The 21302-nt window shown below is 71.9% G+C and carries 23 protein-coding genes; 11 read left to right on the top strand and 12 right to left on the bottom strand.

What is annotated here, in order from left to right; translation table 11 throughout:
- Nucleotides 1-254: 254 nt before the first annotated feature.
- Nucleotides 255-1307 carry a hypothetical protein gene (locus ACOV8S_RS17075; RefSeq protein ID WP_448318655.1) on the top strand — a complete coding sequence of 351 codons (1053 nt, stop codon included), beginning with the start codon at nucleotides 255-257 and terminating at the stop codon, nucleotides 1305-1307.
- A 22-nt stretch (nucleotides 1308-1329) separates the two neighbouring features.
- Here the strand turns inward: ACOV8S_RS17075 and ACOV8S_RS17070 are convergent, their stop codons facing one another.
- The gene (locus ACOV8S_RS17070; RefSeq protein WP_448318654.1) at nucleotides 1330-2532 is read right to left on the bottom strand and encodes a class I SAM-dependent methyltransferase; all 1203 of its coding nucleotides are present in this window, start codon (nucleotides 2530-2532) and stop codon (nucleotides 1330-1332) included.
- A gap of 290 nt (nucleotides 2533-2822) precedes the next feature.
- On the opposite strand from ACOV8S_RS17070, the gene groES reads away from it, so the two are divergent.
- Nucleotides 2823-3131 carry a co-chaperone GroES gene (gene groES / locus ACOV8S_RS17065; protein WP_031477499.1) on the top strand — a complete coding sequence of 103 codons (309 nt, stop codon included), beginning with the start codon at nucleotides 2823-2825 and terminating at the stop codon, nucleotides 3129-3131.
- A gap of 197 nt (nucleotides 3132-3328) precedes the next feature.
- Entirely contained in the window at nucleotides 3329-4957 is a 1629-nt protein-coding gene (groL, locus tag ACOV8S_RS17060) for a chaperonin GroEL (protein ID WP_448318653.1), read from the top strand.
- 85 nt (nucleotides 4958-5042) lie between these two features.
- On the opposite strand, the gene ACOV8S_RS17055 is transcribed toward groL, so the two are convergent.
- The 6 genes from ACOV8S_RS17055 to ACOV8S_RS17030 form a co-directional block, all read right to left on the bottom strand.
- Nucleotides 5043-5855 (bottom strand): hypothetical protein, encoded by an 813-nt coding sequence (locus ACOV8S_RS17055; RefSeq protein WP_448318652.1) that lies wholly within the window; start codon nucleotides 5853-5855, stop codon nucleotides 5043-5045.
- Entirely contained in the window at nucleotides 5852-6403 is a 552-nt protein-coding gene (locus ACOV8S_RS17050; RefSeq protein WP_448318651.1) for a hypothetical protein, read from the bottom strand. Before ACOV8S_RS17050 ends, ACOV8S_RS17055 begins: the two co-directional genes overlap by 4 nt.
- Nucleotides 6404-6451: 48 nt before the next feature.
- On the bottom strand, nucleotides 6452-7096 hold the full coding sequence (locus ACOV8S_RS17045; protein WP_448318650.1) for a hypothetical protein: 645 nt from the start codon (nucleotides 7094-7096) through the stop codon (nucleotides 6452-6454).
- Nucleotides 7097-7213: 117 nt separating this feature from the next.
- Nucleotides 7214-7639 (bottom strand): hypothetical protein, encoded by a 426-nt coding sequence (locus ACOV8S_RS17040; RefSeq protein WP_448318649.1) that lies wholly within the window; start codon nucleotides 7637-7639, stop codon nucleotides 7214-7216.
- A 592-nt stretch (nucleotides 7640-8231) separates the two neighbouring features.
- Nucleotides 8232-9383: a hypothetical protein gene (locus tag ACOV8S_RS17035; RefSeq protein WP_448318648.1), complete on the bottom strand. Its 1152-nt coding sequence runs from the start codon at nucleotides 9381-9383 to the stop codon at nucleotides 8232-8234.
- Between the two features lie 253 nt (nucleotides 9384-9636).
- Entirely contained in the window at nucleotides 9637-10071 is a 435-nt protein-coding gene (locus ACOV8S_RS17030) for a hypothetical protein (RefSeq protein WP_448318647.1), read from the bottom strand.
- Between the two features lie 185 nt (nucleotides 10072-10256).
- Between ACOV8S_RS17030 and ACOV8S_RS17025 the strand changes: the two genes are divergently transcribed.
- From ACOV8S_RS17025 to ACOV8S_RS17015, 3 genes are all read left to right on the top strand, one after another.
- Nucleotides 10257-10421: a hypothetical protein gene (locus ACOV8S_RS17025; protein WP_448318646.1), complete on the top strand. Its 165-nt coding sequence runs from the start codon at nucleotides 10257-10259 to the stop codon at nucleotides 10419-10421.
- A gap of 67 nt (nucleotides 10422-10488) precedes the next feature.
- A complete protein-coding gene (locus ACOV8S_RS17020; protein ID WP_448318645.1) occupies nucleotides 10489-11919 on the top strand; it encodes an NAD(P)-binding domain-containing protein in 1431 nt (476 codons plus the stop codon).
- A 17-nt stretch (nucleotides 11920-11936) separates the two neighbouring features.
- Nucleotides 11937-12338, top strand: coding sequence for a GNAT family N-acetyltransferase (locus tag ACOV8S_RS17015; RefSeq protein WP_448318644.1), 402 nt, complete (start codon nucleotides 11937-11939; stop codon nucleotides 12336-12338).
- Nucleotides 12339-12443: 105 nt separating this feature from the next.
- Here the strand turns inward: ACOV8S_RS17015 and ACOV8S_RS17010 are convergent, their stop codons facing one another.
- The 3 genes from ACOV8S_RS17010 to ACOV8S_RS17000 form a co-directional block, all read right to left on the bottom strand.
- On the bottom strand, nucleotides 12444-12638 hold the full coding sequence (locus tag ACOV8S_RS17010; protein ID WP_448318643.1) for a DUF6243 family protein: 195 nt from the start codon (nucleotides 12636-12638) through the stop codon (nucleotides 12444-12446).
- A 131-nt stretch (nucleotides 12639-12769) separates the two neighbouring features.
- Complete coding sequence (locus ACOV8S_RS17005; protein WP_351110600.1) at nucleotides 12770-13546, bottom strand: SDR family NAD(P)-dependent oxidoreductase; 777 nt, start codon at nucleotides 13544-13546, stop codon at nucleotides 12770-12772.
- Between the two features lie 62 nt (nucleotides 13547-13608).
- Complete coding sequence (locus ACOV8S_RS17000) at nucleotides 13609-14277, bottom strand: MOSC domain-containing protein (protein ID WP_448318642.1); 669 nt, start codon at nucleotides 14275-14277, stop codon at nucleotides 13609-13611.
- An 82-nt stretch (nucleotides 14278-14359) separates the two neighbouring features.
- Here ACOV8S_RS17000 and ACOV8S_RS16995 point away from each other — a divergent pair, with 82 nt between their 5' ends.
- Entirely contained in the window at nucleotides 14360-15337 is a 978-nt protein-coding gene (locus tag ACOV8S_RS16995) for a LysR family transcriptional regulator (RefSeq protein ID WP_448318641.1), read from the top strand.
- Nucleotides 15338-15394: 57 nt separating this feature from the next.
- Here the strand turns inward: ACOV8S_RS16995 and ACOV8S_RS16990 are convergent, their stop codons facing one another.
- The gene (locus tag ACOV8S_RS16990; RefSeq protein WP_448318640.1) at nucleotides 15395-15763 is read right to left on the bottom strand and encodes a WhiB family transcriptional regulator; all 369 of its coding nucleotides are present in this window, start codon (nucleotides 15761-15763) and stop codon (nucleotides 15395-15397) included.
- 403 nt (nucleotides 15764-16166) lie between these two features.
- Here ACOV8S_RS16990 and ACOV8S_RS16985 point away from each other — a divergent pair, with 403 nt between their 5' ends.
- The 4 genes from ACOV8S_RS16985 (at nucleotide 16167) to ACOV8S_RS16970 (ending at nucleotide 20616) form a co-directional block, all read left to right on the top strand.
- Nucleotides 16167-16778, top strand: a complete 612-nt coding sequence (locus tag ACOV8S_RS16985; RefSeq protein ID WP_003948568.1) for a response regulator transcription factor — start codon at nucleotides 16167-16169, stop codon at nucleotides 16776-16778.
- A gap of 293 nt (nucleotides 16779-17071) precedes the next feature.
- Entirely contained in the window at nucleotides 17072-17647 is a 576-nt protein-coding gene (locus tag ACOV8S_RS16980; RefSeq protein ID WP_108954763.1) for a sigma-70 family RNA polymerase sigma factor, read from the top strand.
- 222 nt (nucleotides 17648-17869) lie between these two features.
- Complete coding sequence (guaB, locus tag ACOV8S_RS16975; protein ID WP_448318639.1) at nucleotides 17870-19375, top strand: IMP dehydrogenase; 1506 nt, start codon at nucleotides 17870-17872, stop codon at nucleotides 19373-19375.
- 116 nt (nucleotides 19376-19491) lie between these two features.
- On the top strand, nucleotides 19492-20616 hold the full coding sequence (locus ACOV8S_RS16970; protein WP_448318638.1) for a GuaB3 family IMP dehydrogenase-related protein: 1125 nt from the start codon (nucleotides 19492-19494) through the stop codon (nucleotides 20614-20616).
- Between the two features lie 80 nt (nucleotides 20617-20696).
- Here ACOV8S_RS16970 and ACOV8S_RS16965 read toward each other — a convergent pair.
- The coding region (locus tag ACOV8S_RS16965; RefSeq protein WP_448318637.1) for a hypothetical protein at nucleotides 20697-21302 on the bottom strand (606 nt) is incomplete at its 5' end.

Raw genomic sequence — 21302 nt, 5'->3', positions numbered from 1 at the left:
GTCGTCGTCCGTCCCCCCGAGCGGGCCGAACGCTGCTTTCTTCACCGGCCCTCCGGTCCCCTCCGGGCGGTGACGCTCCCGCCGTTGCCGTTGCCGTTGCCGTTGCCGTTGTCGTGGACGCCGGAGCGGGGAGCGGGGGAGCGGTCCCGGACAGGAGGGCGGTGCGGAACCGGCGGAGATCGCCTCGCGTCCTGGGCCCTGGATGCCGTGAGCGACAACGGAGCGGCACGGATCGACGCGAACGGAGGCGCACGATGCCGGCGCAGCAGCGGCAGCAGATGCCCCCGAAGCCCTACGCCTGGGCGGGAGGCGCGGCAGGCATTGCCGTGCTCCTGATCGCGCTGGTGTGGCTGCCGGGGCCGCTGAGCGATCTGCGGGAGTACCGGGAGGCGCCGGAGTGCCGCAACGGGCGGTCCGTCGAGGGCTGCCGGACGGTGGCGGCGGCGACGGTCACCGGCGTGGACCCTCACGTCCACGGCGGCAAGAGGAAGTACCAGCTCGCACTCCGTTTCGCCGACGGGTCCCGGAGCGTGCTGACGATGGCCGGCCTGCAGGACGGTCTCGGTGTGACGCCGAGGGAGGAGGCCGAGGCCGTGCTCTGGCGCGGCTCCGTGGCCGAGGTGCGTCAGGGGGCGGATCGGGACACGGTCGACGGGTCCCGGCTGCTCGCCTGGCGGCCGCCTCTGATGCTCGGTGCGGCACTCGCGCCCGTGGCGCTCTCGCTGCTCTGGACCGCCGGGTGGCTGACGCTGCGGCAACGGAGGCCGGGGCGGCCGGCGGAGGGGCGAGAGGTCTTGGTCCCGGCGGCCGTCTGGCTGACCGCGGGGCTGGGCGTCGTGGCCTGTGTGCCGATCGGATTCTCGGCCGGAGGGCCGCAGGACGTGCTGACCCCGCTGGCGTGGCTGTACGCGGGTGCGGCGGTTGTGGTTGCTCCCGTGGCCGCGTGGCTCTCCTCCCGGCCGGTGAGGCAACGGCGCGAGATGCACATCCGGCCGGTGCCCCCCACGGGCGAACACGTGGTGCCCGGCTGGGTGCTCGGCGACGTGCCGTACAGCAAGGAAGGGTTCCAGTACCTGGTAGTCGGCCCCGGGCTGCTCGCCGCCACCCCCGACCCGGCCGGGCGGGTGGCACGGGTCCGGGTGCCCGCCTTGCGTGTGACGCGGGTGCGTGCGTCCTCGTCCGCCAGGAGCAGGCCGGACGGGACCTGCGTCGCGGAGTGCAGGGACGGCGACTGCGAAGTGCTCGTCATGGCGCGGGTCGCCGACATGCCGGAGGTGCTCGGCGCGCTGGGACCGGCGCCGTCCTGAGCCGGCGTCCCCTGATCCGCCGTCAGCGCGGCAGCGGGTGCCCCAGGAGCATCGTCGGGGCGCCCGCGACCCGGGTCAGGAAGACCGTGACCGCGTTCCGCCCCTGCGGCTTGGGAAGCGCCTTGCGGCGCAGTTCCTCCGGCTCGACCGCCGACCCCCGCTTCTTCACGGTGAGCGTGCCGACCTGCCGCTCCCGCAGCAGCGCCTTCAGCTTCTTGACGTTGAAGGGCAGCGTGTCGGTGATCTCGTACCCCGTGGCGTACGCGGTGGGCCGCGGCTCGTCGGCGGTGACGAAGGCGATGGTCTCGTCGATCAGCCCGCCGCCGACCTCCTCGGCGACCTCGGCCACCAGGTGCGCACGGATCACCGCGCCGTCCGGCTCGTACAGGTACCGGCCGACCGGGCGGACCTCCGGGTCGGGCAGCCCCCGGCCGAGCAGCCGGCGCGGGCCGGGAAGCAGCGTGGCGCACACCGCGCCGGGGCGGGCCGCCTCGCCGAACCAGAGGACGGCCTCCTTGACGTCACCGCCGTCCGAGATCCACTCCGCCTCGGCGTCCTCGGGCACCGCCTCGTGCGGGATGCCGGGGGCCACCTTCAGCGCGGCGGCCCGCGAGGCGCCGCGGGCGGCCCCGACCGCCCAGGACAGCGGCGGCGAGTAGGCCTCCGGGTCGAAGATCCGCCCCCGGCCGCCGCGGCGCGCCGGGTCCACGAAGACGGCGTCGTACGGGGCGGTGTCGATCTCGGTGACGTCGGCCTCCCGCACCTCGATCAGGTCGCTCAGGCCCAGCGCCTCGGCGTTGGCCCGGGCGACGGCGGCGGTCAGCGGGTCGCGGTCGACGGCCAGGACGCGGACGCCGGCCCGTGCCAGCGCGATCGCGTCGCCGCCGATCCCGCAGCACAGGTCGGCGACCGAGCGCACGCCGAGCCCGGCGAACCGTGCGGCGCGGTGCGCGGCCACCGGGGCGCGGGTGGACTGCTCGACGCCGTGCGGGGTGAAGAACATCCGCCGGGCGTCGTGCGCGCCGAACTTCGCGGCGGCGCGGTTGCGCAGCCGGGCCTGGGCCAGGGCGGACGACACCAGGGCGGGGGAGTGGTCCCGCCGCAGCCGGGTGGCCACGGCCAGCTCCTCGCCGGGCGTCACGTCCCGCACCTCGTCCAGCAGGGCGCGGCCCTCGGCGGTCAACAGCGCCGCGAACGCGGCCGACGGATCAGCGGTCTCACTCACCGCCCCATTGTCCCTGCCCGGGGCCGCAGGGCGGTCCCCGCCCGGGGCCGGAGGAGCCTCGTGAGCCGCCCGGGGGGAGTCCGACGGGCGCGTGACTTCACGCAACCCGCCGAGAAATTGGCACTCCGCTTGACCGAGTGCTAACCCCGGTCATAGTCTCAGCCTTGGCACTCGCCCCAGGCGAGTGCCAACACAGCGACGGGCAGGTCCGGCACCCGCGACGACGGATCGACCTGGTCGCCACCTCAGACAGTTAACCCCGTGAGATCTCCGAAGGGGGAGGTCGGATCGTGACGACCGCCAGCTCCAAGGTTGCCATCAAGCCGCTCGAGGACCGCATCGTGGTCCAGCCGCTCGACGCCGAGCAGACCACGGCCTCTGGCCTGGTCATTCCGGACACCGCCAAGGAGAAGCCCCAGGAGGGCGTCATCCTGGCCGTGGGCCCGGGCCGCTTCGAGAACGGCGAGCGCCTGCCGCTCGACGTCAAGGTCGGCGACATCGTGCTCTACAGCAAGTACGGCGGCACCGAGGTGAAGTACAACGGCGAGGAGTACCTCGTCCTCTCGTCCCGCGACGTCCTCGCGGTCATCGAGAAGTAGTTCACCCCGCTTCGCCGAAGCCTGCTCGACAGCTGCTCGCTTCCGCCGAAGCCCGCTTCTCCAAGAAGCATCGAGCTGCGCCCCGGACTCCCGCGCCATAAGCCGGGCGCCGGGGCGCAGTTCGCTTTTTCAAGACTTCGTATTGCTCCGACAGACGGCGATACACCGCATTCTCCCGAGAGGGCTGAACCGCTCCCATGGCGAAGATCCTGAAGTTCGACGAGGACGCCCGTCGCGCCCTCGAGCGCGGCGTCAACAAGCTGGCCGACACGGTCAAGGTGACGATCGGTCCCAAGGGCCGCAACGTCGTCATCGACAAGAAGTTCGGCGCCCCGACCATCACCAACGACGGCGTCACCATCGCCCGCGAGGTGGAGATCGAGGACCCGTACGAGAACCTCGGCGCCCAGCTGGTGAAGGAGGTCGCGACCAAGACCAACGACATCGCCGGTGACGGTACGACCACCGCGACCGTGCTCGCCCAGGCCCTGGTCCGCGAGGGTCTGCGCAACGTCGCCGCCGGCGCCTCCCCGGCCGCCCTGAAGAAGGGCATCGACGCCGCGGTGAAGGCCGTGTCCGAGGACCTCCTCGCGACCGCCCGCCCGATCGAGGAGAAGTCCGACATCGCCGCCGTCGCCGCGCTGTCCGCCCAGGACAAGCAGGTCGGCGAGCTCATCGCCGAGGCGATGGACAAGGTCGGCAAGGACGGTGTCATCACCGTCGAGGAGTCCAACACCTTCGGCCTGGAGCTGGACTTCACCGAGGGCATGGCCTTCGACAAGGGCTACCTGTCCCCGTACTTCGTGACGGACCAGGAGCGCATGGAGGCCGTCCTCGAGGACCCGTACATCCTCATCAACCAGGGCAAGATCTCCTCCATCCAGGACCTCCTGCCGCTGCTCGAGAAGATCATCCAGTCGAACGCCTCGCGTCCGCTGCTGATCATCGCCGAGGACGTCGAGGGCGAGGCCCTGTCGACCCTGGTCGTCAACAAGATCCGCGGCACGTTCAACGCCGTCGCGGTCAAGGCCCCGGGCTTCGGCGACCGCCGCAAGGCGATGCTGCAGGACATGGCCGTCCTCACGGGCGCCCAGGTCATCGCCGAGGAGGTCGGCCTCAAGCTCGACCAGGTCGGCCTCGAGGTGCTCGGCTCCGCGCGTCGCGTGACCGTCACCAAGGACGACACCACCGTCGTCGACGGCGCCGGCTCCTCCGAGGACGTCCAGGGCCGCGTCGCCCAGATCAAGGCCGAGATCGAGTCCACGGACTCCGACTGGGACCGCGAGAAGCTCCAGGAGCGCCTCGCCAAGCTGGCCGGCGGCGTGTGCGTGATCAAGGTCGGCGCCGCCACCGAGGTGGAGCTGAAGGAGAAGAAGCACCGTCTGGAGGACGCCATCTCCGCGACCCGCGCCGCGGTCGAGGAGGGCATCGTCTCCGGTGGTGGCTCCGCGCTGGTCCACGCCGCCAAGGTCCTCGAGGGCAACCTCGACAAGTCCGGCGACGAGGCCACCGGTGTCTCCGTCGTCCGCCGCGCGGTCGTCGAGCCGCTGCGCTGGATCGCCGAGAACGCGGGCCTCGAGGGCTACGTGATCGTCTCCAAGGTCCAGGAGATGGACAAGGGCCAGGGCTACAACGCCGCCACCGGCGAGTACGGCGACCTGGTGAAGTCCGGCGTCATCGACCCGGTCAAGGTCACCCGCTCCGCCCTGGAGAACGCCGCCTCCATCGCCTCCCTCCTCCTCACGACCGAGACCCTGGTCGTCGAGAAGAAGGAAGAGGAGGAGGCCTCGGCGGGTCACGGCCACAGCCACGGCCACTCCCACTGAGCCACCCCGCTCTCCCACCGAGGCCCGGCCTCCCGCTCCCCGCGGGACGCCGGGCCTCGGCGCGTGGCCCGTACGGACTTCGGCGTCACCGGTCCCCGGGGTACTGGTCGATCACGGTGCCGCCCAGTTCCTCGGCCGCTTCCTTCGCGTCCCCGGTGTCGCAGAGCATGAGCGTCCAGTTTCCGGCCGTGACGAAGTGCCGAGTGACGTTCTCCTCGGTGAGGAGCAGCCGGATGAAGTCGTTCCGGGCGGCCCGGCTGTCATGGAGCACGATGCCCGCGTCGTGCCCCCGGTCGGTGCCACCGCACGAGGTGCCTTTCGACTGCCTAGTCCGGCACATCAGGAGACCGCTCGGGCCCGCCTCCCGGTGGGAGCAGCCCACGGAGTCCTCCACGGCGTCGGCCAGCGCGCCGGTGTTCGCGTACTCGGGCTTCTTTGGGATGGGCGGCAGGTGGTACGGGGGCGGCAGGACGACGGCGTCGAGGGCTTCGGCGATCTGCTCGGAGTAGGAGGGCGTGTCGTTGGGCACGACGCGGAGGAACCAGTTGCCCGCGGCCACGACGGTGGTGCCACTGATGCGCCAGGCGGCGATGGAGTCGCCGATCTGGTCGCGGGTGCGTTCCTTCAGGTCGAATGCCTGTATTTCCGCCACCACGGCGGTGCCGTCGATCCGGGCCTCGCAGTGCAGACCGCCGGGCTGCCGGCGCAGGACGCGGCAGTCGATGCCCGCCCGCTCCAACGCGGACACCACGCCGTCGACTTTCTCGTACTGCGGACCGGTCGGCACGTTGGACGGCATGGGGGTGGGCGGCTCCGGCCTGCGGTCCTCGAGGGCACCGCAGGCGGTGAGCAGCAAGGCAGCCAGGAGGCCGACGAGCGGTCGCGCGATTCTGGTCATGGTGTGCTGTGGGCTCCTGGCGGGGTCGGTGCGGGTCCGGGGCTCGGCGAGGGCGTTCCGGGCTCGGGTTCGCCCGTGCCGGTTCCTGTGGAAGGTGTCGTCGTGTAGATCGGGTTGAGCGACACGTGGTGCCCTGCTGGTGTCTGTGACTCCAACTGCCGGAGGGCGGTGGCCCGGTCCTCGTCACTCAGTGCTTCCCAGGCCAACGCGTCGTCGAGATGTGCCTCGATCTTGTCCCAGTTCTCTCCCCTGGCCTTGATGTCTCCGCCGCGGTTGTCGGAGTCGTCGCCGTACTGCTCGTTCTTCTCCCGCACGTCGGGGGTGTCGGCCGCGTAGAGGGTGAACAACTGCTTGTCGGAGGTGGATCCGTACTCGCTCTCCTGCAGATCGAGCAGATGGTAGGCGCTGAGCCGGACGTTCAGCTCGGGGTTCTGCTCGATGATGGCGGCGAGTTCCGCGTCGCCCACCTGGCTGAGATACCTACCGTCCTCCAACCGGAAGGCGTTGTCGTGCTTTCCGGCGACGGCCCGGGCGGTATCGGGCTTCATGTGGGTGATGCCCAGGGACTTGTCCGGCTTGGGTCCGAGGACGAGCCCTCAGTTGAAGAACCGGCCGAATGCGGCGAGCGGACCACGCAGGCTGGGGTTGTGATTCTGGTACCACTGCTGTTCCTGCCACAGGATGGCCATCAACAACTTGCGGCTGATCCCGGTCTCGGCTGACGCCAGTTTCACCGCGTCGAGGATGTTCGGCGGCACATTGATCGGGTGCACGCCGTCAAGTCCGCCGGACAGGCGCAGTGCGATGGCCAACGGACTGTCGCCGGAGAGCGACTCCCTGGCCATCGCCGGATCGCCGATCAAGGTCAGGCCCTCTATGGTGCGCAAGTCCTTGGCAGCCTCGAGATCGGCCTTGTTCGCCTTGGCCAGCGCTTCCATGACGAGGTCGCGGGTGTCCGTGACCTGCTGGTACTCGGGGCTGTCCGGGGCCAGCAGGACGGGCTGGGCGAAGCCGACCCGGCCGCTCTCGTCGACCCTCAGACCGTGCCGGTGGGCGTAGTCCAGCACGCTGTTCAGTTCCCGCTGTGCCGCTGCGATGTCCTCGGCCAGATCGTCGTACACGCGCGCGAGCGCGCGCAGCGAAAGGGAGGCTGCCTCGTAGTCTCCGGCATGCTTGACGAACTTCTCCCGGGCCGCCCGGCCGGCGTCCCCCACCCAGCACTGCTGCAGCGTGGCGGCCATCTCGTCACGGGGCGACGCCCGCGAGCGTGTCGCATTGCCTGGCTGCTGCCAGGACGTCGTCGGCTGCGTCGCGCCACTGCTGCGGCCTGGCGGACGTCAGGTCGCTCACGGAGACCATCAGGCCCCCTCGAGCCAGTCCGCCGCCTTCTCGAGCTGGACGGCCACGGAGCCGTCGTCGCTGATCTGGCTGTCCATCGCCTTCGTGAGCGCCGCCGTGGCGTCCTCGACCATGTCGCCCAACTCGTGGAGACGGCTTTGCCATGCGCGCACGCACTGGTCGTTGGCAACGCCTGCGTCCCAGTCCCCATGGGCTTTGCCCACGGCCTCCGCGTCGTACAACTTCGTCTGTTCCTGGCCGTTGTCACGGGTCTCGCGCAGATTCGTCGCCGTGGCGCGAAGGGGGCTGTCGATCAGTCCCAGGTCCACGCCTCCGGTCCCGCGTGGCGCCGGCATGGCGGGTTCGACACCGGCAAGATTCATCCCCGTGTTCGCCCTGCGGAGCGCGTCTTCCTTGAGTTGTGCCCACTCGTCCTCGAACGACATGTGTCCCCCGTTGTTCCCCCGATGCGCATGCGCCCGCCGCACCCTGTGCGGCAACTCCACTGTCACGAGGGCCTCAACACTCTGCCAGCCCTTACTGCGCCAAATTCCGAATGGCCATTCGGGTGACTCTGGTGCGGAGAGGACGTGCCGGGCGGCCTTTCCCTCGGGCCGGTCGCGGTGTGTTCAGGGAGTGGCGCCAGGGGGAGGCAGAAGGGGGCAGGACTGCAACTTCACCGATGTCAGACGGACATGGATGACGCCCACAACAGGTGCAGGAACCTGACGGACACCGACAACGGGGACGGGTAATGCGCAAAGGACGTGTGGCCGGGGTCGCTTCCGTACTGCGGATTCGTCCTCCTCCGCAGCACAGAAGGCATCCCGTTGTCGGGAGCTCATTGGCGCCGATGGCATCGAGTGGTCGGAGAAGGCCCTATGGTGCCGGGATCGTTGAATCGTCCCGTGACGTGCAGGATGCCAGAAGTGATCGCGTCTTTCGCGCTGTTGCTTGCTTCATCCAGCTGTCTCGGTCCCGGAGCGCTACCGCCCGGTGGGCGACGACGACAGCCGACGAGCACCAGGGCCGCGGACGTCAGATCTCGGGCCCTTCCGGCATCGCGCCGAGGCAGCCCGGGCAGAGGGATTCGCCCTCGACGGGTCGAAACATCACGGGGGAGTCATGGCGAGGGCCTTCGCACTCCCGAAGGGGCCAGGGCTTTGGAGGCGTCTCGGGCAGCCGGCCGCCCGTACGGGCGGCGGGGAGCGGCGGCACCTCGGTGAGCAGGTAGCGCAGGAGGCCGCCGGGCCTGAGCACGGGGGCGCCGTCGGTGGGCAGGCCGCGCAGGATGTGGGTGCGGATGTCGCCGGGGGTGTGGCCCGCGACCAGCCAGCGGGCGGTGAGCCGGGTCAGCTCCGGGCGCATGGCGCGGGGGATGCCCCGGAGCTCCGGATCGAGCATCGGGAACGCTGCGACGAGTGCCCAGGCGAGGTCGAGCGTCTCCTGGGTGCAGTCGGGGGCGGCTTCCTCCTCCCGGGCGGGCGCGGGTTCCGGTGCCTGGGCGAATTCGGGCGGCCCGGGCGCGGGTTCCTGCCCCAGAGCCGCAGGGGCATGGTGTGGGCCGGGCTCACTCGCCACGTCCGCACCTGCGTGTGCCTCTGCCTCTGCCTGTGCGTCTGCGTCGCGGGCATCTGCCTCTGCGCCGCCGGCCTCCGCGTACGCGTCTGCGCCCGTGTCCGTGCTGTCGTCCGCGTCCGGTGTCGCCCCCGGATGGTGGGAAGTCTTACCCAGCTCATTCGTATTGCGGAGGGAAGGACCGTCGGACAGCGGGGTGGTCGGCCCACCGGCGGCCGGAGGGCGGCCACTCGGCGCCGCCTGCGGCGACACCCGGTGAACGGTGTCCCTCCCTTGCGTCGGCAGGGCGGCGAGAAACTTGTCCGCCTCGGCCGCCCGCAGCGGCACGCTGGAGACGAGCTGCCGGGTGGCCCAGCGGCCACGCTCGATCTGCACACGCCGCTCATGGACGTAACCCTCGGCGATGAGCTGACGCTTGGCGGTGGTGAAGGCCGACCCGCCGATGCGGGCGCGCTTCGCGGTCTCCGACAGCGTCTCCGTCGCCCCGGGCGGAAGGGAGAGCTGCCAGGTCAGGACGCGGGCCGCGTCCGAGGACAGCCGTGGGTGCCGGATGATCTCGTTGGCGAGCTGGGTGAACGCGCGCGTGGGCGCGATAAAGTTGCGGCAGATCACTGTGGGAGGCCTACTTCCCGTCGTGGTTCAGGCCCTCGTGGACGGGTGCAACCGTCCCGGGGGCCATTTTGTGTGCGCCAACCGGACCCACCCTGGGGCAGGTTGACGAGACGACGCTACTGCACATTGCGTAGCGGTTCGGATGCGTTCGGTGAATATGCCCGAGTCTGGGGCGCTTTCCCGGGGCCGATTCACTCCCAGGAGTAACGCCCGCTCCAGGCCCAACGCTTCGGTGGGCGGAGCGCGTGTCGGGCTACGGGCCCTGCAGGCGGAGGTGCCACCAGGGCGGCGGCGAGGTGAGGGCCGGCCAACGGCGGGCGGCGGTGGGGTCCGGGAGGGTGCGGCGTTCGAACTCGGCGTCGAGTGCGGCGACGATGCGGGTCAGTTGGCGGCGCGGGCCGACCGGCAGGGCGTGGAGGAGGGATTCCACGTTGTCCCGTGCCTCGACCGGGTCGCAGCACGGGCAGTCGCCGGGGGGTACGTAGAGCCACCGGCCGGGGCGGCGCAGGAATGCCTCGTAGGTCAGCAGCGCCTCGGCGAGGAAGCCGGGTGAGAACCTCCGCGCTTCGAGGCGCCTGACGGCTGTCGCGGCGTCCCTCCGCAGGCCGGGGACGCTGCTGAAGGGGCGGGTCCGGACGGAGGCGGACCAGGTGCGGGCGCGGACGGCGCCGGGCGGCCTACGCGGCATCGCCCTTTCGGGTCGGGGTCATGGCCGCATGGTGGCACGGCCTCGGCTGCGGAGTCCTCCGGTTTTTCGGCCGGTCGCGCCAACCGCGCAGATTTGATGAACGTCTATGTTGACGTTCGTCGAATCGCTCTGCCATGCTGGGCTCGTCAAGAGATCGATGTCCGTCGATATGAGGAGTGCTCGGCATGTCTTCCCTGCGTACCGCTCTTGCCGCCGCCCGCGTGCGCCGCACCGCCGCGGACTTGGTCCGGGTCAGCTACTCGGAGCGCACCGGCGAGGTCTGCACCCGGTCGTGCCGCGCGGAGGCGGCCCGGGAACGCGCCAGGACGCTCGCACTGAGATTCCACTGACCGCCCGCGTCGCCCGCTCACGCACGCACCGTCATCCACCGCCCGTCCCGCCAGACCTGGAGTCGTCATGACTGAGCAGCAGCTTCCCGTCGTCGTCATCGGAGCCGGCCCCGTCGGCCTGGCGGCCGCCGCACATCTCACCGGGCGCGGACTCACCCCGCTCGTGCTGGAGGCGGGGGAGACCGCCGGGGCGGCGGTGCGGGAGTGGGCCCACGTGCGGCTCTTCTCCACCTGGAGCGAGCTGGTCGACGCCGAGGCCGAGAAGCTCCTCGCCCCCACCGGCTGGACCCGCCCGGACCCGTCCACCTACCCCACCGGCGGCGACTGGGCCGAGCGGTACCTGCGGCCGCTGGCCGACGTCCTCGGGGAGACGGTCCGCTACGGGGCCACCGTCACCGGCGTCTCCCGCGTCGGGCGGGACCGGGTGGTCGACGCCGAGCGCGAGGACCAGCCGTTCACCGTGCACGTCACTTACGCCGACGGCGGCGAGGAGCGGCTCCTGGCCGCCGCCGTGATCGACGCCTCCGGCAGCTGGACCCTGCCGGGACCGGCCGGGGGCGACGGTCTGCCCGCCCTGGGGGAGAAGGCCGCCGCGGACCGCGTCACCTACCGCGTGCCCGACCTGAACGACCCCGCGGCGCGGGCCCGTTACGCCGGCCGCCGCACCGCCGTGATCGGCTCCGGCGCCTCGGCCTTCACCGCCCTGGCCACCCTCGCCGAGCTGGCCAGGTCCGGCGACGGCGCCGGCACGCACGCCACCTGGATCCTGCGCCGCGGCATCTCCGGCTCCACCTTCGGCGGCGGCACCGCCGACCAGCTCCCCGCCCGCGGCGCCCTCGGCCTCGCCGCCAAGGCCGCCGTGGAGCAGGGCCACGCCGCGGCGGTCACCGGCTTCCGCACCGCCTCCGTGGAGCGCGACGGCGACGGGCGCCTCGTGCTCACCGCCGAGGACGGCCGCCGCCTCGACCCCGTCGACGAGGTGATCGTCCTGACCGGGCTCCGCCCCGACCTGTCGTTCCTCTCCGAGATCCGTCTCGGCCTCGACGAACGGCTGCAGGCCCCCGTGGAGCTGGCCCCGCTGATCGACCCCAACCAGCACTCCTGCGGCACGGTCTACCCGCACGGACACCGCGAACTCGGGCACCCCGAGCGCGACTTCTACATGGTCGGAGCCAAGTCCTACGGCCGCGCCCCGACGTTCCTGGCGCTCACCGGGTACGAGCAGGTCCGCTCGGTGGCCGCCGCGCTGGCCGGTGACACGGAGTCCGCCGACCGCGTCGAACTGGTCCTCCCCGAGACCGGGGTCTGCGGCGGCGCGGGCCTCTTCGACACCCCCGCCGCGCAGTCCCCGGAGTCCGCGGACAGCGGCTGCTGCTCCCCGGCCTCCTCCGTCGTCCAGGCCCCGCAGGTCGTCGAGCTCGGCCTGCGCCCGGCCGGGAGCGCGAGCCAGGCGGACAGCCCGGGCCAGGCGGAAAACGGCGGCGGCTGCTGCGGCTGAGGGCCTAGCCTCCCCGCATGACGATCACGTACGAGTGGCGCGGTGAGGTCGGGGAGGCGGAGCTGGAGGCGTTGCACGCCGCGGCGTTCGGCCGTCCGCCGGGGGAGGGCGGATGGACGGGCCGGCTGCGGCGGCACAGCCTCGGCTGGGTCTGCGCCCGCGAGGGCGGGATCCTGGTGGGGTTCGTCAACGTCGCCTGGGACGGCGGCACGCACGCGTTCCTGCTGGACACGGCCGTGGCCCCGGACCGCCAGGGCGAAGGCATCGGCGCCGCCCTGGTCCGCAGGGCGGCCGAGGAGGCCAGGGGCGCGGGGTGCGGGTGGCTCCACGTCGACTTCAAGGAGCCGCTGCGGGCGTTCTACTTCGACGCCTGCGGCTTCCGGGCGACGGCGGCGGGACTGCTCGACCTGACGTCCTGAGGGCGTGCCCGGGGCGCGGTCGCGGTCGCGCGGTGGTGCGCGGGGGAAACACGTGGGGCCGCCTCCCTCTTCGAAGAGGGAGGCGGCCCCACACGTGTCAGCGCGTCACTGCTGCGCGCCCTGCCCCGGCTGCGTGCGCTCGCGCATCCTGCGCAGCAGTTCACGCTTCTGCTCGGCGGCCGTCTGCCGGCTGTTCGAGCTCGCGGTGACGGAGGCCTGCTGGTCGGAACGGGACAGCTTCTTGCGCTGTCCGCCGACGCCGAGCATGTCGTTGCGTCGGTTGGCCATGGGGATCCCCATCGGTGAGTGGTGGGCTGCAACACGGCTGGGTCATGACGCCCACCGGAATCGGAACTGCCCCGGCTGCCCGTAGCCTAACCGGCCCCGTCGCGGGCCACCCTCCGTGAGGGACCGCCCGCTCGGACGGCGCCTCAGCGGCCGGGGCCGTACTTGCGGCCCGCCGAGGAGGAGACGCCGCCGAGCAGGTTGCGCGGGACCAGCTTGGTCAGGCCGAGCAGGGCCTTGTAGCGGGGGTCCGGGATGGAGACGGTCCGCCCGCGGGCGAAGTCGTCGAGGGCCGCGGTGACGACCTTGTCGGCGTCCAGCCACATCCAGCCCGGGATGTTGCCGGTGCCCATGCCGGCCCGCTCGTGGAACTCGGTGCGCACGAACCCCGGGCAGAGCGCCGTCAGCCGGACGCCGTCGGCGGCCAGGTCGCGGGCCGCGCCCTGGGTGAACTGGACGACCCAGGCCTTGGACGCGCCGTAGGTGCCGCGCGGGACGAAGGCCGCGACCGAGGCCACGTTGATCACGCCGCCCCGTCCGCGCTCGCGCATCCCCTCGACCGCCGCGGTGGTCAGCCGCAGCACGGCCTCGCAGTGGACCTTGAGCATCCGCAGCTCGTCGGCGACCGGGACCTCCAGGTAGCGGCCCTTGTTGCCGAAGCCCGCGTTGTTGACCAGCAGGTCCACCGGGTGGCGCCGGTCGGCGAGGCGGACGGCCACCGCGTCGATGCCCTCGTCGGTGGCCAGGTCCGCGGTGAGCACCTCGGCCTCGATGCCGTGCCGGTCGTGCAGTTCGGTCGCCTGCGTGCGCAGCCGCTCGGTGTCCCTGGCCACCAGCACCAGGTTGTGCCCCCGGGCCGCCAGCCGTCGTGCGAAGGCGGCCCCGAGGCCGGCCGTCGAACCTGTGATCAGAGCCGTAGTCATGGGGTCAGGTTATGCAGGCGGTGACGCGTGCAGGAGGCGGGGCGTCCGGTGGGGAACGCGGGTCAGGAGGACTGCCGCGCCATGTACTTGTGGACGGCCGCGCGCTCCTCCTCGGGAAGGTCCTCGCCCGCCTCCAGCAGGCGGGGCAGCAGGGCGCGCTCCAGGGTCACGGCGCGGAAGCACAGGGCGATCGTCACCTCGTGGTCCGGGCGGCGGACGACCTCCACGGCGTCGCCGGCGCGGACCTCGCCGGGGCTGACCACCCGGAGATAGGCGCCCGGCGCCCCCTTCGCGGTGAAGCGCTTCACCCACTGCGGCTCGGCCATGTGGCCCTGGAAGGTGTTGCAGGGGATGCGAGGCGAGGTGACCTGGAGGACGACGTCCGGCCCGACGCGCCACCTCTCGCCGATGCGCGCGCCGGAGACGTCCAGGCCCGAGACGGTGAGGTTCTCGCCGAAGACCCCGTTGCGCAGCGGGCGGCCGAGCTCGCGCTCCCACTCGTCCAGGTCCTCGCGGGCGAAGGCGTAGACCGCCTGGTCGTCGCCGCCGTGATGACGCAGTTCGCAGATGGCGTCGCCGCTCAGGCCGCTCGCCCCGGCGCCCTTGGGGCCGGGGGCGGAGATCCGGACGGGGCCGTCGGCCGGCCGCTTGTCGATGCCGGTGAGGCCGTCGGGGTGGCTCGTGTAGGTGACGGCGGAGGCGGAGCCGAGGTTGATCGAGAGGACCTTCATGAGCGGCACGGTAGCGCCACCCCGCCCAAAGCGGGAGGAAGTTTTTCCCGCCGCACTCCAAGGCTGACTTATGCTCGGAAGGGTGATCGAAGCTCGTCATCTCCGAGTCCTGCGTGCCGTCGCCGCCACCGGTTCCTACTCCGCCGCGGCGCGGGAGCTGGGCTGCACCCAGCCCGCCGTGAGCCAGCAGATGAAGGCGCTGGAGTCCTCGGCGGGCACGCCGCTGATCGTCCGCGCCGGGCGGGGCATGCGCCTCACCCAGGCGGGCGAGGCGTTGGTGCGCCACGCGGCGGGCATCCTCGCGGGTCTGACCGCCGCGGAGGAGGAGGTCGCCGCGATCGCCGGGCTGCGGGCCGGGCGGGTGCGGCTGGTGTCGTTCCCCAGCGGAAGCTCCACCCTGGTGCCGACGGCGCTGGCCGCGCTGCGGGCCGAGCATCCCGGCACCCAGGTGTCGCTGGAGGAGGCGGAGCCGCCGCGTTCGGTGGAGATGCTCCGCGCCGGCGACTGCGACGTGGCGCTGGCCTTCCGGTACGGCCGCGCGGGGGATCCCTCGGAGGCGGGCTCAGGAGCGGTGACCGGCCAGGGCGCGCGGGCGGGAGCCGGCCAGGGCGCGCGGGCGGAGTCGGAGGAGTGGGACGACCTGGTGGTGCGGCCGCTGCTGAGCGACCGCCTGGTGGGTCTGGTGCCCGAGAGGCACCCGCTGGCGGCCGCCGAGTCGGTGGGCATCGGCGAACTGGCGGGGGAGCCGTGGATCGCGGGCTGCCCCCGGTGCCGGGGGCAGCTGGTGGAGGTGTGCGCCCAGGCGGGCTTCACGCCGCGGATCGACTTCGCGACGGACGACTACCCGGCGGTGGTCGGGCTGGTCGGCGCCGGGCTCGGGGTGGCGGTGCTGCCCCGGCTGGCCGTGGAAGCGGTGCGGGGGCGGGGCGTGCGGGAGGTCCGCGTCGAACCGGCGGTGCGGCGCGAGGTCGTCGCCCTCACCCTCGCCGACCTGGAACACGTCCCGGCCGTGGCGGCCACCCTCCGTCAGCTGGAGCGCGCGGCGGCCGCCCGGGGCTGAGCCCGGGGCGTCCCGGGCCGCAGAAACGTTTCACTCGTGACCGGCGACCGCGGCCCGCTAGTCGATGCCCTCCGCGTCGCCGTCGGGCATCGCCCCGTGGCCGCCGTGCGCCCCGTGGCCCCCGCGGTCCGGCACCGGCACCAGGCGGTGGCGTGCCCGCCCCATCAGCTCCTCGCGTTCGTCCTCGGTGAGGCCGCCCCAGACTCCGTAGGGCTCGCGTACCGCCAGGGCGTGTGCCGCGCACTCCGCCCGGACCGGGCACCTCATGCACACCTCCTTGGCCGAGTTCTCACGGGCGCTGCGCGCCGCCCCGCGTTCCCCTTCCGGATGGAAGAAGAGCGAACTGTCGACCCCGCGGCAGGCGGCGTGGAGCTGCCAGTCCCACAGGTCCGCGTTAGGACCGGGAAGGCGGGAGAAATCAGCCATGACGTGTCCCCTTATTGCTGGTTGCCGGTTCGGCGACCGCGTACCCGCGATCAATGAAGATCTACGAACGATCTAAGGAGATGAAAATATGACTCATTGCGAATCTAGTCACAGACACCCGCAAAACGGAAGAAATGGAGCCAATCAGGTCAGACGGTCTGAGGAAAACTTGTGTGCATGCTGTGTGTGACCGAGAGGTGATGACCCCCTCACGTAGAGTGCTGAAGGCGGCCTTTCTCCCCGTAACTCTTTCGAGTGACCGTCGTTGAGAGGGCGAGGCGGTCGACGGAACAAGCGCTCGGGTGGATGATCCGAGAGGCCCACCAAGGATCGACCGCACAGGTGACGATTTCGTACCAGCCTGGAGGCTCAAGGTGACGCGCATCAGCTGCGGAGGGCGGTCATGACTTCCGTCCTCGTCTGTGACGACTCCCCGCTTGCCCGAGAGGCGCTCCGCCGCGCGGTCGCGACCGTGCCCGGCGTCGAGCGCGTGACGACGGCGGCCAACGGCGAGGAAGTCCTCCGCCGCTGGGGTGCCGACCGCTCGGACCTCATTCTCATGGACGTCCGCATGCCCGGCCTGGGCGGTGTCGAGACGGTCCGCCGCCTCCTCTCCGCCGACCCCGGGGCCCGCATCATCATGCTGACCGTAGCCGAGGACCTGGACGGTGTGGCGCTGGCCGTCGCCGCCGGCGCCCGCGGCTACCTGCACAAGGACGCCTCCCGGGCCGAACTGCGCGCCACGGTGACGCAGGCCCTGGCGGACCCGACCTGGCGGCTCGCCCCGCGCCGGCTACGTTCCGCCGAGATGGGCGCCGCGCCCACGCTCACGGCGCGCGAGATCCAGGTCCTCGAGGGCATGAGCCACGGCCGCTCCAACGCCGAGATCGGCCGCGAGCTGTTCCTCTCCGAGGACACGGTCAAGACCCACGCCCGCCGGCTCTTCAAGAAGCTCGGCGCCTCGGACCGGGCACATGCCGTGGCGCTCGGCTTCCGGTGGGGTCTGGTCCGGTAGGACCCGTCGGTGGGTCGCCTCGATGACTGCGTCAGGGCGGGGTGCCGGAGATCCCTCCGGCGGACCCCGCCTGCCGCACCTGTGACGGAGACTGCAGAACCTCCTGACGGGTGCCCGATGCTCGTTTCGCCGCGGATGCCGCATCCTTGAGATGTGGAGTTCTCGGGGACGAGTCGGTCGAGCGGAAGGGGAGGGCGCAGCGGATGAGTGCCGGCGCACCTGCTCATAACGCTTCGGTGCACAACCAGGGCCGCGGCGGACCCGCCTCGCGGGCTCCGGTGCACCATGGAGCGATGCGCGACGACGAGACGACGGTGATCGGTGCCCTCGTCCATCGTGCCGTCGACGGGGACGAACAGGCGACGCACGACCTGCTGGCGCGGGTGCACCCGCTGGCGCTGCGCTACTGCCGCACCAGGCTGTCCCGGCTCCCCGGCGACGCCCGCCACTTCGTGGAGGACCTGGCGCAGGAGGTCTGCGTCGCGGTGCTGCTGGCGCTGCCGCGCTACCGGGACACCGGCCGGCCCTTCGAGGCCTTCGTCTGCGCCATCGCCGCCCACAAGGTCGCCGACCTGCAGCGGGCCGCGATGCGCCACCCCGGGTCCACGGCGGTGCCGTCCGACGAGATGCCCGAGCGGCCCGACGACTCGCTCGGTCCCGAGGAGCGCGCGCTGCTCAGCAGCGACGCCGAATGGGCCAAGAAACTGCTGGCCAACCTCCCGGAGAACCAGCGCGAGCTGCTGCTGCTCCGCATCGCCGTCGGCCTGACGGCGGAGGAAACCGGCCAGATGTTGGGAATGTCACCCGGCGCCGTCCGGGTCGCCCAGCACCGTGCGCTGAGCCGTCTGCGGGCGCTCGCCGAGCAGTGACGGTCACCGCCTGCGACGTCCGCACCGGCGGTTTCCGGCCACGGTGCGGATCCTGCCCGGTGCGAGGCGTCCTTCCGCGCGCCGGCCGGTCGCCCGCTCACCCGTCGTAACCGAACGCGGTGCCGTCCTGTCACCCGCCGTGCCCACGAATGGTGGAATGCCGGGGCGCCGGATCCCGTTAGCATGGACATCCGCACCGATCAAGGCCATGGGGAAGGTGTCATGACTGCAAACGTCGACGGAGTGCCCGCCAAATTCGCGACGCTCGGGCTGACCTACGACGACGTGTTGCTGCTACCGGGAGCGTCGGACGTCCTCCCGAACGCGGTCGACACCTCCACCCGGATCTCCCGGAACATCAAGGTGAACATCCCGCTGCTGTCCGCGGCGATGGACAAGGTCACCGAGTCCCGGATGGCCATCGCGATGGCCCGCCAGGGCGGCGTCGGCGTGCTGCACCGCAACCTGTCGATCGAGGACCAGGTCAACCAGGTCGACCTCGTGAAGCGCTCCGAGTCCGGCATGGTGACCGACCCGATCACCGTGCACCCGGAGGCCACCCTCGCCGAGGCCGACGCGCTGTGCGCCAAGTTCCGCATCAGCGGCGTCCCGGTCACCGACCCGGCGGGCAAGCTGCTCGGCATCGTGACCAACCGCGACATGGCGTTCGAGTCCGACCGCACCCGCAGGGTGCACGAGGTCATGACGCCGATGCCGCTGGTCACCGGCACGGTCGGGATCTCCGGCGCCGACGCCATGGAGCTGCTGCGCAAGCACAAGATCGAGAAGCTTCCGCTGGTCGACGGCGAGGGCGTCCTCAAGGGCCTCATCACGGTCAAGGACTTCGTCAAGGCCGAGCAGTACCCGCACGCCGCCAAGGACGCCGAGGGCCGGCTGCTCGTCGGCGCCGCCGTGGGCGCGAGCCCCGAGGCGCTGGAGCGCGCCCAGGCGCTGGCCGCCGCGGGCGTGGACTTCCTCATCGTGGACACCTCCCACGGCCACAACAGCAACGCCCTGAGCTGGATGGCGAAGATCAAGTCCGCGGTGCACGTGGACGTGATCGGCGGCAACGTCGCCACCCGTGACGGCGCGCAGGCGATCATCGACGCCGGCGCCGACGGCGTGAAGGTGGGCGTCGGCCCCGGCTCCATCTGCACCACCCGGGTGGTCGCCGGCATCGGCGTCCCGCAGGTCAGCGCCATCTACGAGGCGTCCCTCGCCGCCCGCTCGGCCGGTGTGCCGGTCATCGGCGACGGCGGCCTGCAGTACTCCGGCGACATCGGCAAGGCCCTGGCGGCCGGCGCGGACAGCGTCATGCTGGGCAGCCTGCTGGCCGGCTGCGAGGAGTCCCCCGGCGAGCTGCAGTTCATCAACGGCAAGCAGTTCAAGTCCTACCGCGGCATGGGCTCGCTCGGCGCGATGCAGTCCCGCGGCCAGGGCAGGTCCTACTCCAAGGACCGCTACTTCCAGGCCGAGGTCAGCTCCGACGAGAAGCTGGTCCCCGAGGGCATCGAGGGCCAGGTGCCCTACCGCGGCCCCCTCTCCAACGTGCTGCACCAGCTCGTCGGCGGTTTGCGCCAGACCATGGGCTACGTCGGCGCGGCGACCATCGAGGAGATGGAGTCGAAGGGCCGGTTCGTCCGGATCACCTCGGCCGGCCTCAAGGAGAGCCACCCGCACGACATCCAGATGACGGTCGAGGCGCCGAACTACAGCGGCCAGATCTGACCCGCGGTACCTGAACAGTTTCTAGAGGGCGGCCCCGCCGGGTGCGGGTGCCGCCCTCTTCGCGGGCGTCGGCGATACTGGATGACGCCTGACAAGCAGAGGGAAAGGCCACAGACGTGACTGAGATCGAGATCGGGCGCGGCAAGCGCGGCCGCCGGGCGTACGCCTTCGACGACATCGCCGTCGTCCCGAGCCGCCGTACGCGGGACCCGCAGGAGGTCTCGATCGCCTGGCAGATCGACGCCTACCGCTTCGAGCTGCCGTTCCTGGCCGCGCCGATGGACTCGGTCGTCTCCCCGGCCACCGCCATCCGCATCGGCGAGATGGGCGGCCTCGGCGTCCTCAACCTCGAGGGCCTGTGGACCCGGTACGAGGACCCGCAGCCGCTGCTCGACGAGATCGCCGAGCTGCCCGCCGAGGCGGCCACCCGCCGCCTGCAGGAGGTCTACGCCGCCCCGATCAGGGAAGAGCTGATCGGGCAGCGCATCAAGGAGGTGCGCGACGCCGGTGTGGTGACCGCCGCGGCGCTCTCCCCGCAGCGCACCGCCGAGTTCTCCAAGACGGTCGTGGACGCGGGCGTGGACATCTTCGTGATCCGCGGCACCACGGTGTCGGCGGAGCACGTGTCCTCCTCGCACGAGCCGCTCAACCTCAAGCAGTTCATCTACGAGCTCGACGTGCCGGTCATCGTCGGCGGCTGCGCCACCTACACGGCCGCGCTGCACCTGATGCGCACCGGTGCGGCGGGCGTGCTGGTCGGCTTCGGCGGCGGCGCCGCGCACACCACGCGCAACGTGCTGGGCATCCAGGTGCCGATGGCCACCGCGGTCGCCGACGTGGCGGCGGCGCGCCGGGACTACATGGACGAGTCCGGCGGCCGGTACGTGCACGTGATCGCGGACGGCGGCGTGGGCTGGTCCGGCGACCTGCCGAAGGCGATCGCCTGCGGAGCGGACTCCGTCATGATCGGCTCCCCGCTGGCGCGCGCCACCGACGCGCCGGGCCGTGGCCACCACTGGGGCATGGAGGCCGTCAACGCCGAGCTGCCGCGCGGCAAGAAGGTCGCCCTGGGCACCGTGGGCACGCTGGAGGAGATCCTCACCGGGCCCTCGCACTCGCCGGACGGGTCGATGAACTTCTTCGGCGCGCTGAAGCGGGCCATGGCCACGACGGGCTACAGCGAGCTCAAGGAGTTCCAGCGCGTCGAGGTGACGGTCGCGGACTCCCAGCACCGCCGCTGACCGCGCGTACGCGTCACGCACGAGGGCCCGCCCCCGGTCGATACCGGTGGGCGGGCCCTCGTGCGTGACGGCCGGCAGGCTCAGTCGTCGCCGACCTTCTTGGCGACGCTGAACGCGGCGAAGCCGCCGAAGGCGATGAACGCGATGGTCAGGAGGTCGAGGTTCTCGCTCCAGACCTCCTGGATGATGGCGAAGTTCCCGGTCAGCACCTCGAAGAAGTTGGCGCCGAGCAGCGTCGTCTGGTCCGCGGCGCTGACGGAGTAACCGATCAGCTGGCCGAGGTAGACGGCGCCCAGGGAGACGATCGCGCCGATGATCGCGGTCACCGGGTTGCCGCCGGCGACCTTGCCGCTGACCAGGCCGACCAGCGCGCCCACGCCCACCGCGGCGTAACCGACCTCCACCTCGGCCTTGCCCATGATCATTCCGTAGATCACCGCGGCCACCAGGCCGGTGACCAGGGCGGCCACGGCGCCCATCGCCAGCTTGCCGCCGGAGGGCAGGGCGGGAATCGCGGGGGCGGTGAAGGCCGGCGCCGCCGGGCCGGCACCGGGGTGACCGGGGTAGGCCTGCGGGGCGCCCTGGGGAGCCCCCTGCGGCGCCCCCTGCGGAGCGCCCTGCGGCGGGACGCCCGGGGCGGCGGCGTACGGGTTGTTCTGGGCCGGCTGCTGCGGCGGAGTTGGCTG

This window comes from Streptomyces sp. CO7 (assembly GCF_053474865.1).
The sequence above is the reverse complement of the archived record's forward strand: the minus strand, read 5'-3'. Positions and strand labels throughout refer to the sequence as shown.

Coding starts and splice junctions, on each gene's coding strand:
- ACOV8S_RS17075 (WP_448318655.1), top strand. CDS start 255: ATGCCGGCGCAGCAGCGGCAGCAGATGCCCCCGAAGCCCTACGCCTGG.
- groL (WP_448318653.1), top strand. CDS start 3,329: ATGGCGAAGATCCTGAAGTTCGACGAGGACGCCCGTCGCGCCCTCGAG.
- ACOV8S_RS17055 (WP_448318652.1), bottom strand. CDS start 5,855: ATGACCAGAATCGCGCGACCGCTCGTCGGCCTCCTGGCTGCCTTGCTG.
- ACOV8S_RS17050 (WP_448318651.1), bottom strand. CDS start 6,403: ATGAAGCCCGATACCGCCCGGGCCGTCGCCGGAAAGCACGACAACGCC.
- ACOV8S_RS17045 (WP_448318650.1), bottom strand. CDS start 7,096: ATGGCCGCCACGCTGCAGCAGTGCTGGGTGGGGGACGCCGGCCGGGCG.
- ACOV8S_RS17040 (WP_448318649.1), bottom strand. CDS start 7,639: ATGTCGTTCGAGGACGAGTGGGCACAACTCAAGGAAGACGCGCTCCGC.
- ACOV8S_RS17030 (WP_448318647.1), bottom strand. CDS start 10,071: ATGCCGCGTAGGCCGCCCGGCGCCGTCCGCGCCCGCACCTGGTCCGCC.
- ACOV8S_RS17025 (WP_448318646.1), top strand. CDS start 10,257: ATGTCTTCCCTGCGTACCGCTCTTGCCGCCGCCCGCGTGCGCCGCACC.
- ACOV8S_RS17020 (WP_448318645.1), top strand. CDS start 10,489: ATGACTGAGCAGCAGCTTCCCGTCGTCGTCATCGGAGCCGGCCCCGTC.
- ACOV8S_RS17015 (WP_448318644.1), top strand. CDS start 11,937: ATGACGATCACGTACGAGTGGCGCGGTGAGGTCGGGGAGGCGGAGCTG.
- ACOV8S_RS17010 (WP_448318643.1), bottom strand. CDS start 12,638: ATGGGGATCCCCATGGCCAACCGACGCAACGACATGCTCGGCGTCGGC.
- ACOV8S_RS17005 (WP_351110600.1), bottom strand. CDS start 13,546: ATGACTACGGCTCTGATCACAGGTTCGACGGCCGGCCTCGGGGCCGCC.
- ACOV8S_RS17000 (WP_448318642.1), bottom strand. CDS start 14,277: ATGAAGGTCCTCTCGATCAACCTCGGCTCCGCCTCCGCCGTCACCTAC.
- ACOV8S_RS16990 (WP_448318640.1), bottom strand. CDS start 15,763: ATGGCTGATTTCTCCCGCCTTCCCGGTCCTAACGCGGACCTGTGGGAC.
- ACOV8S_RS16985 (WP_003948568.1), top strand. CDS start 16,167: ATGACTTCCGTCCTCGTCTGTGACGACTCCCCGCTTGCCCGAGAGGCG.
- ACOV8S_RS16980 (WP_108954763.1), top strand. CDS start 17,072: ATGCGCGACGACGAGACGACGGTGATCGGTGCCCTCGTCCATCGTGCC.
- guaB (WP_448318639.1), top strand. CDS start 17,870: ATGACTGCAAACGTCGACGGAGTGCCCGCCAAATTCGCGACGCTCGGG.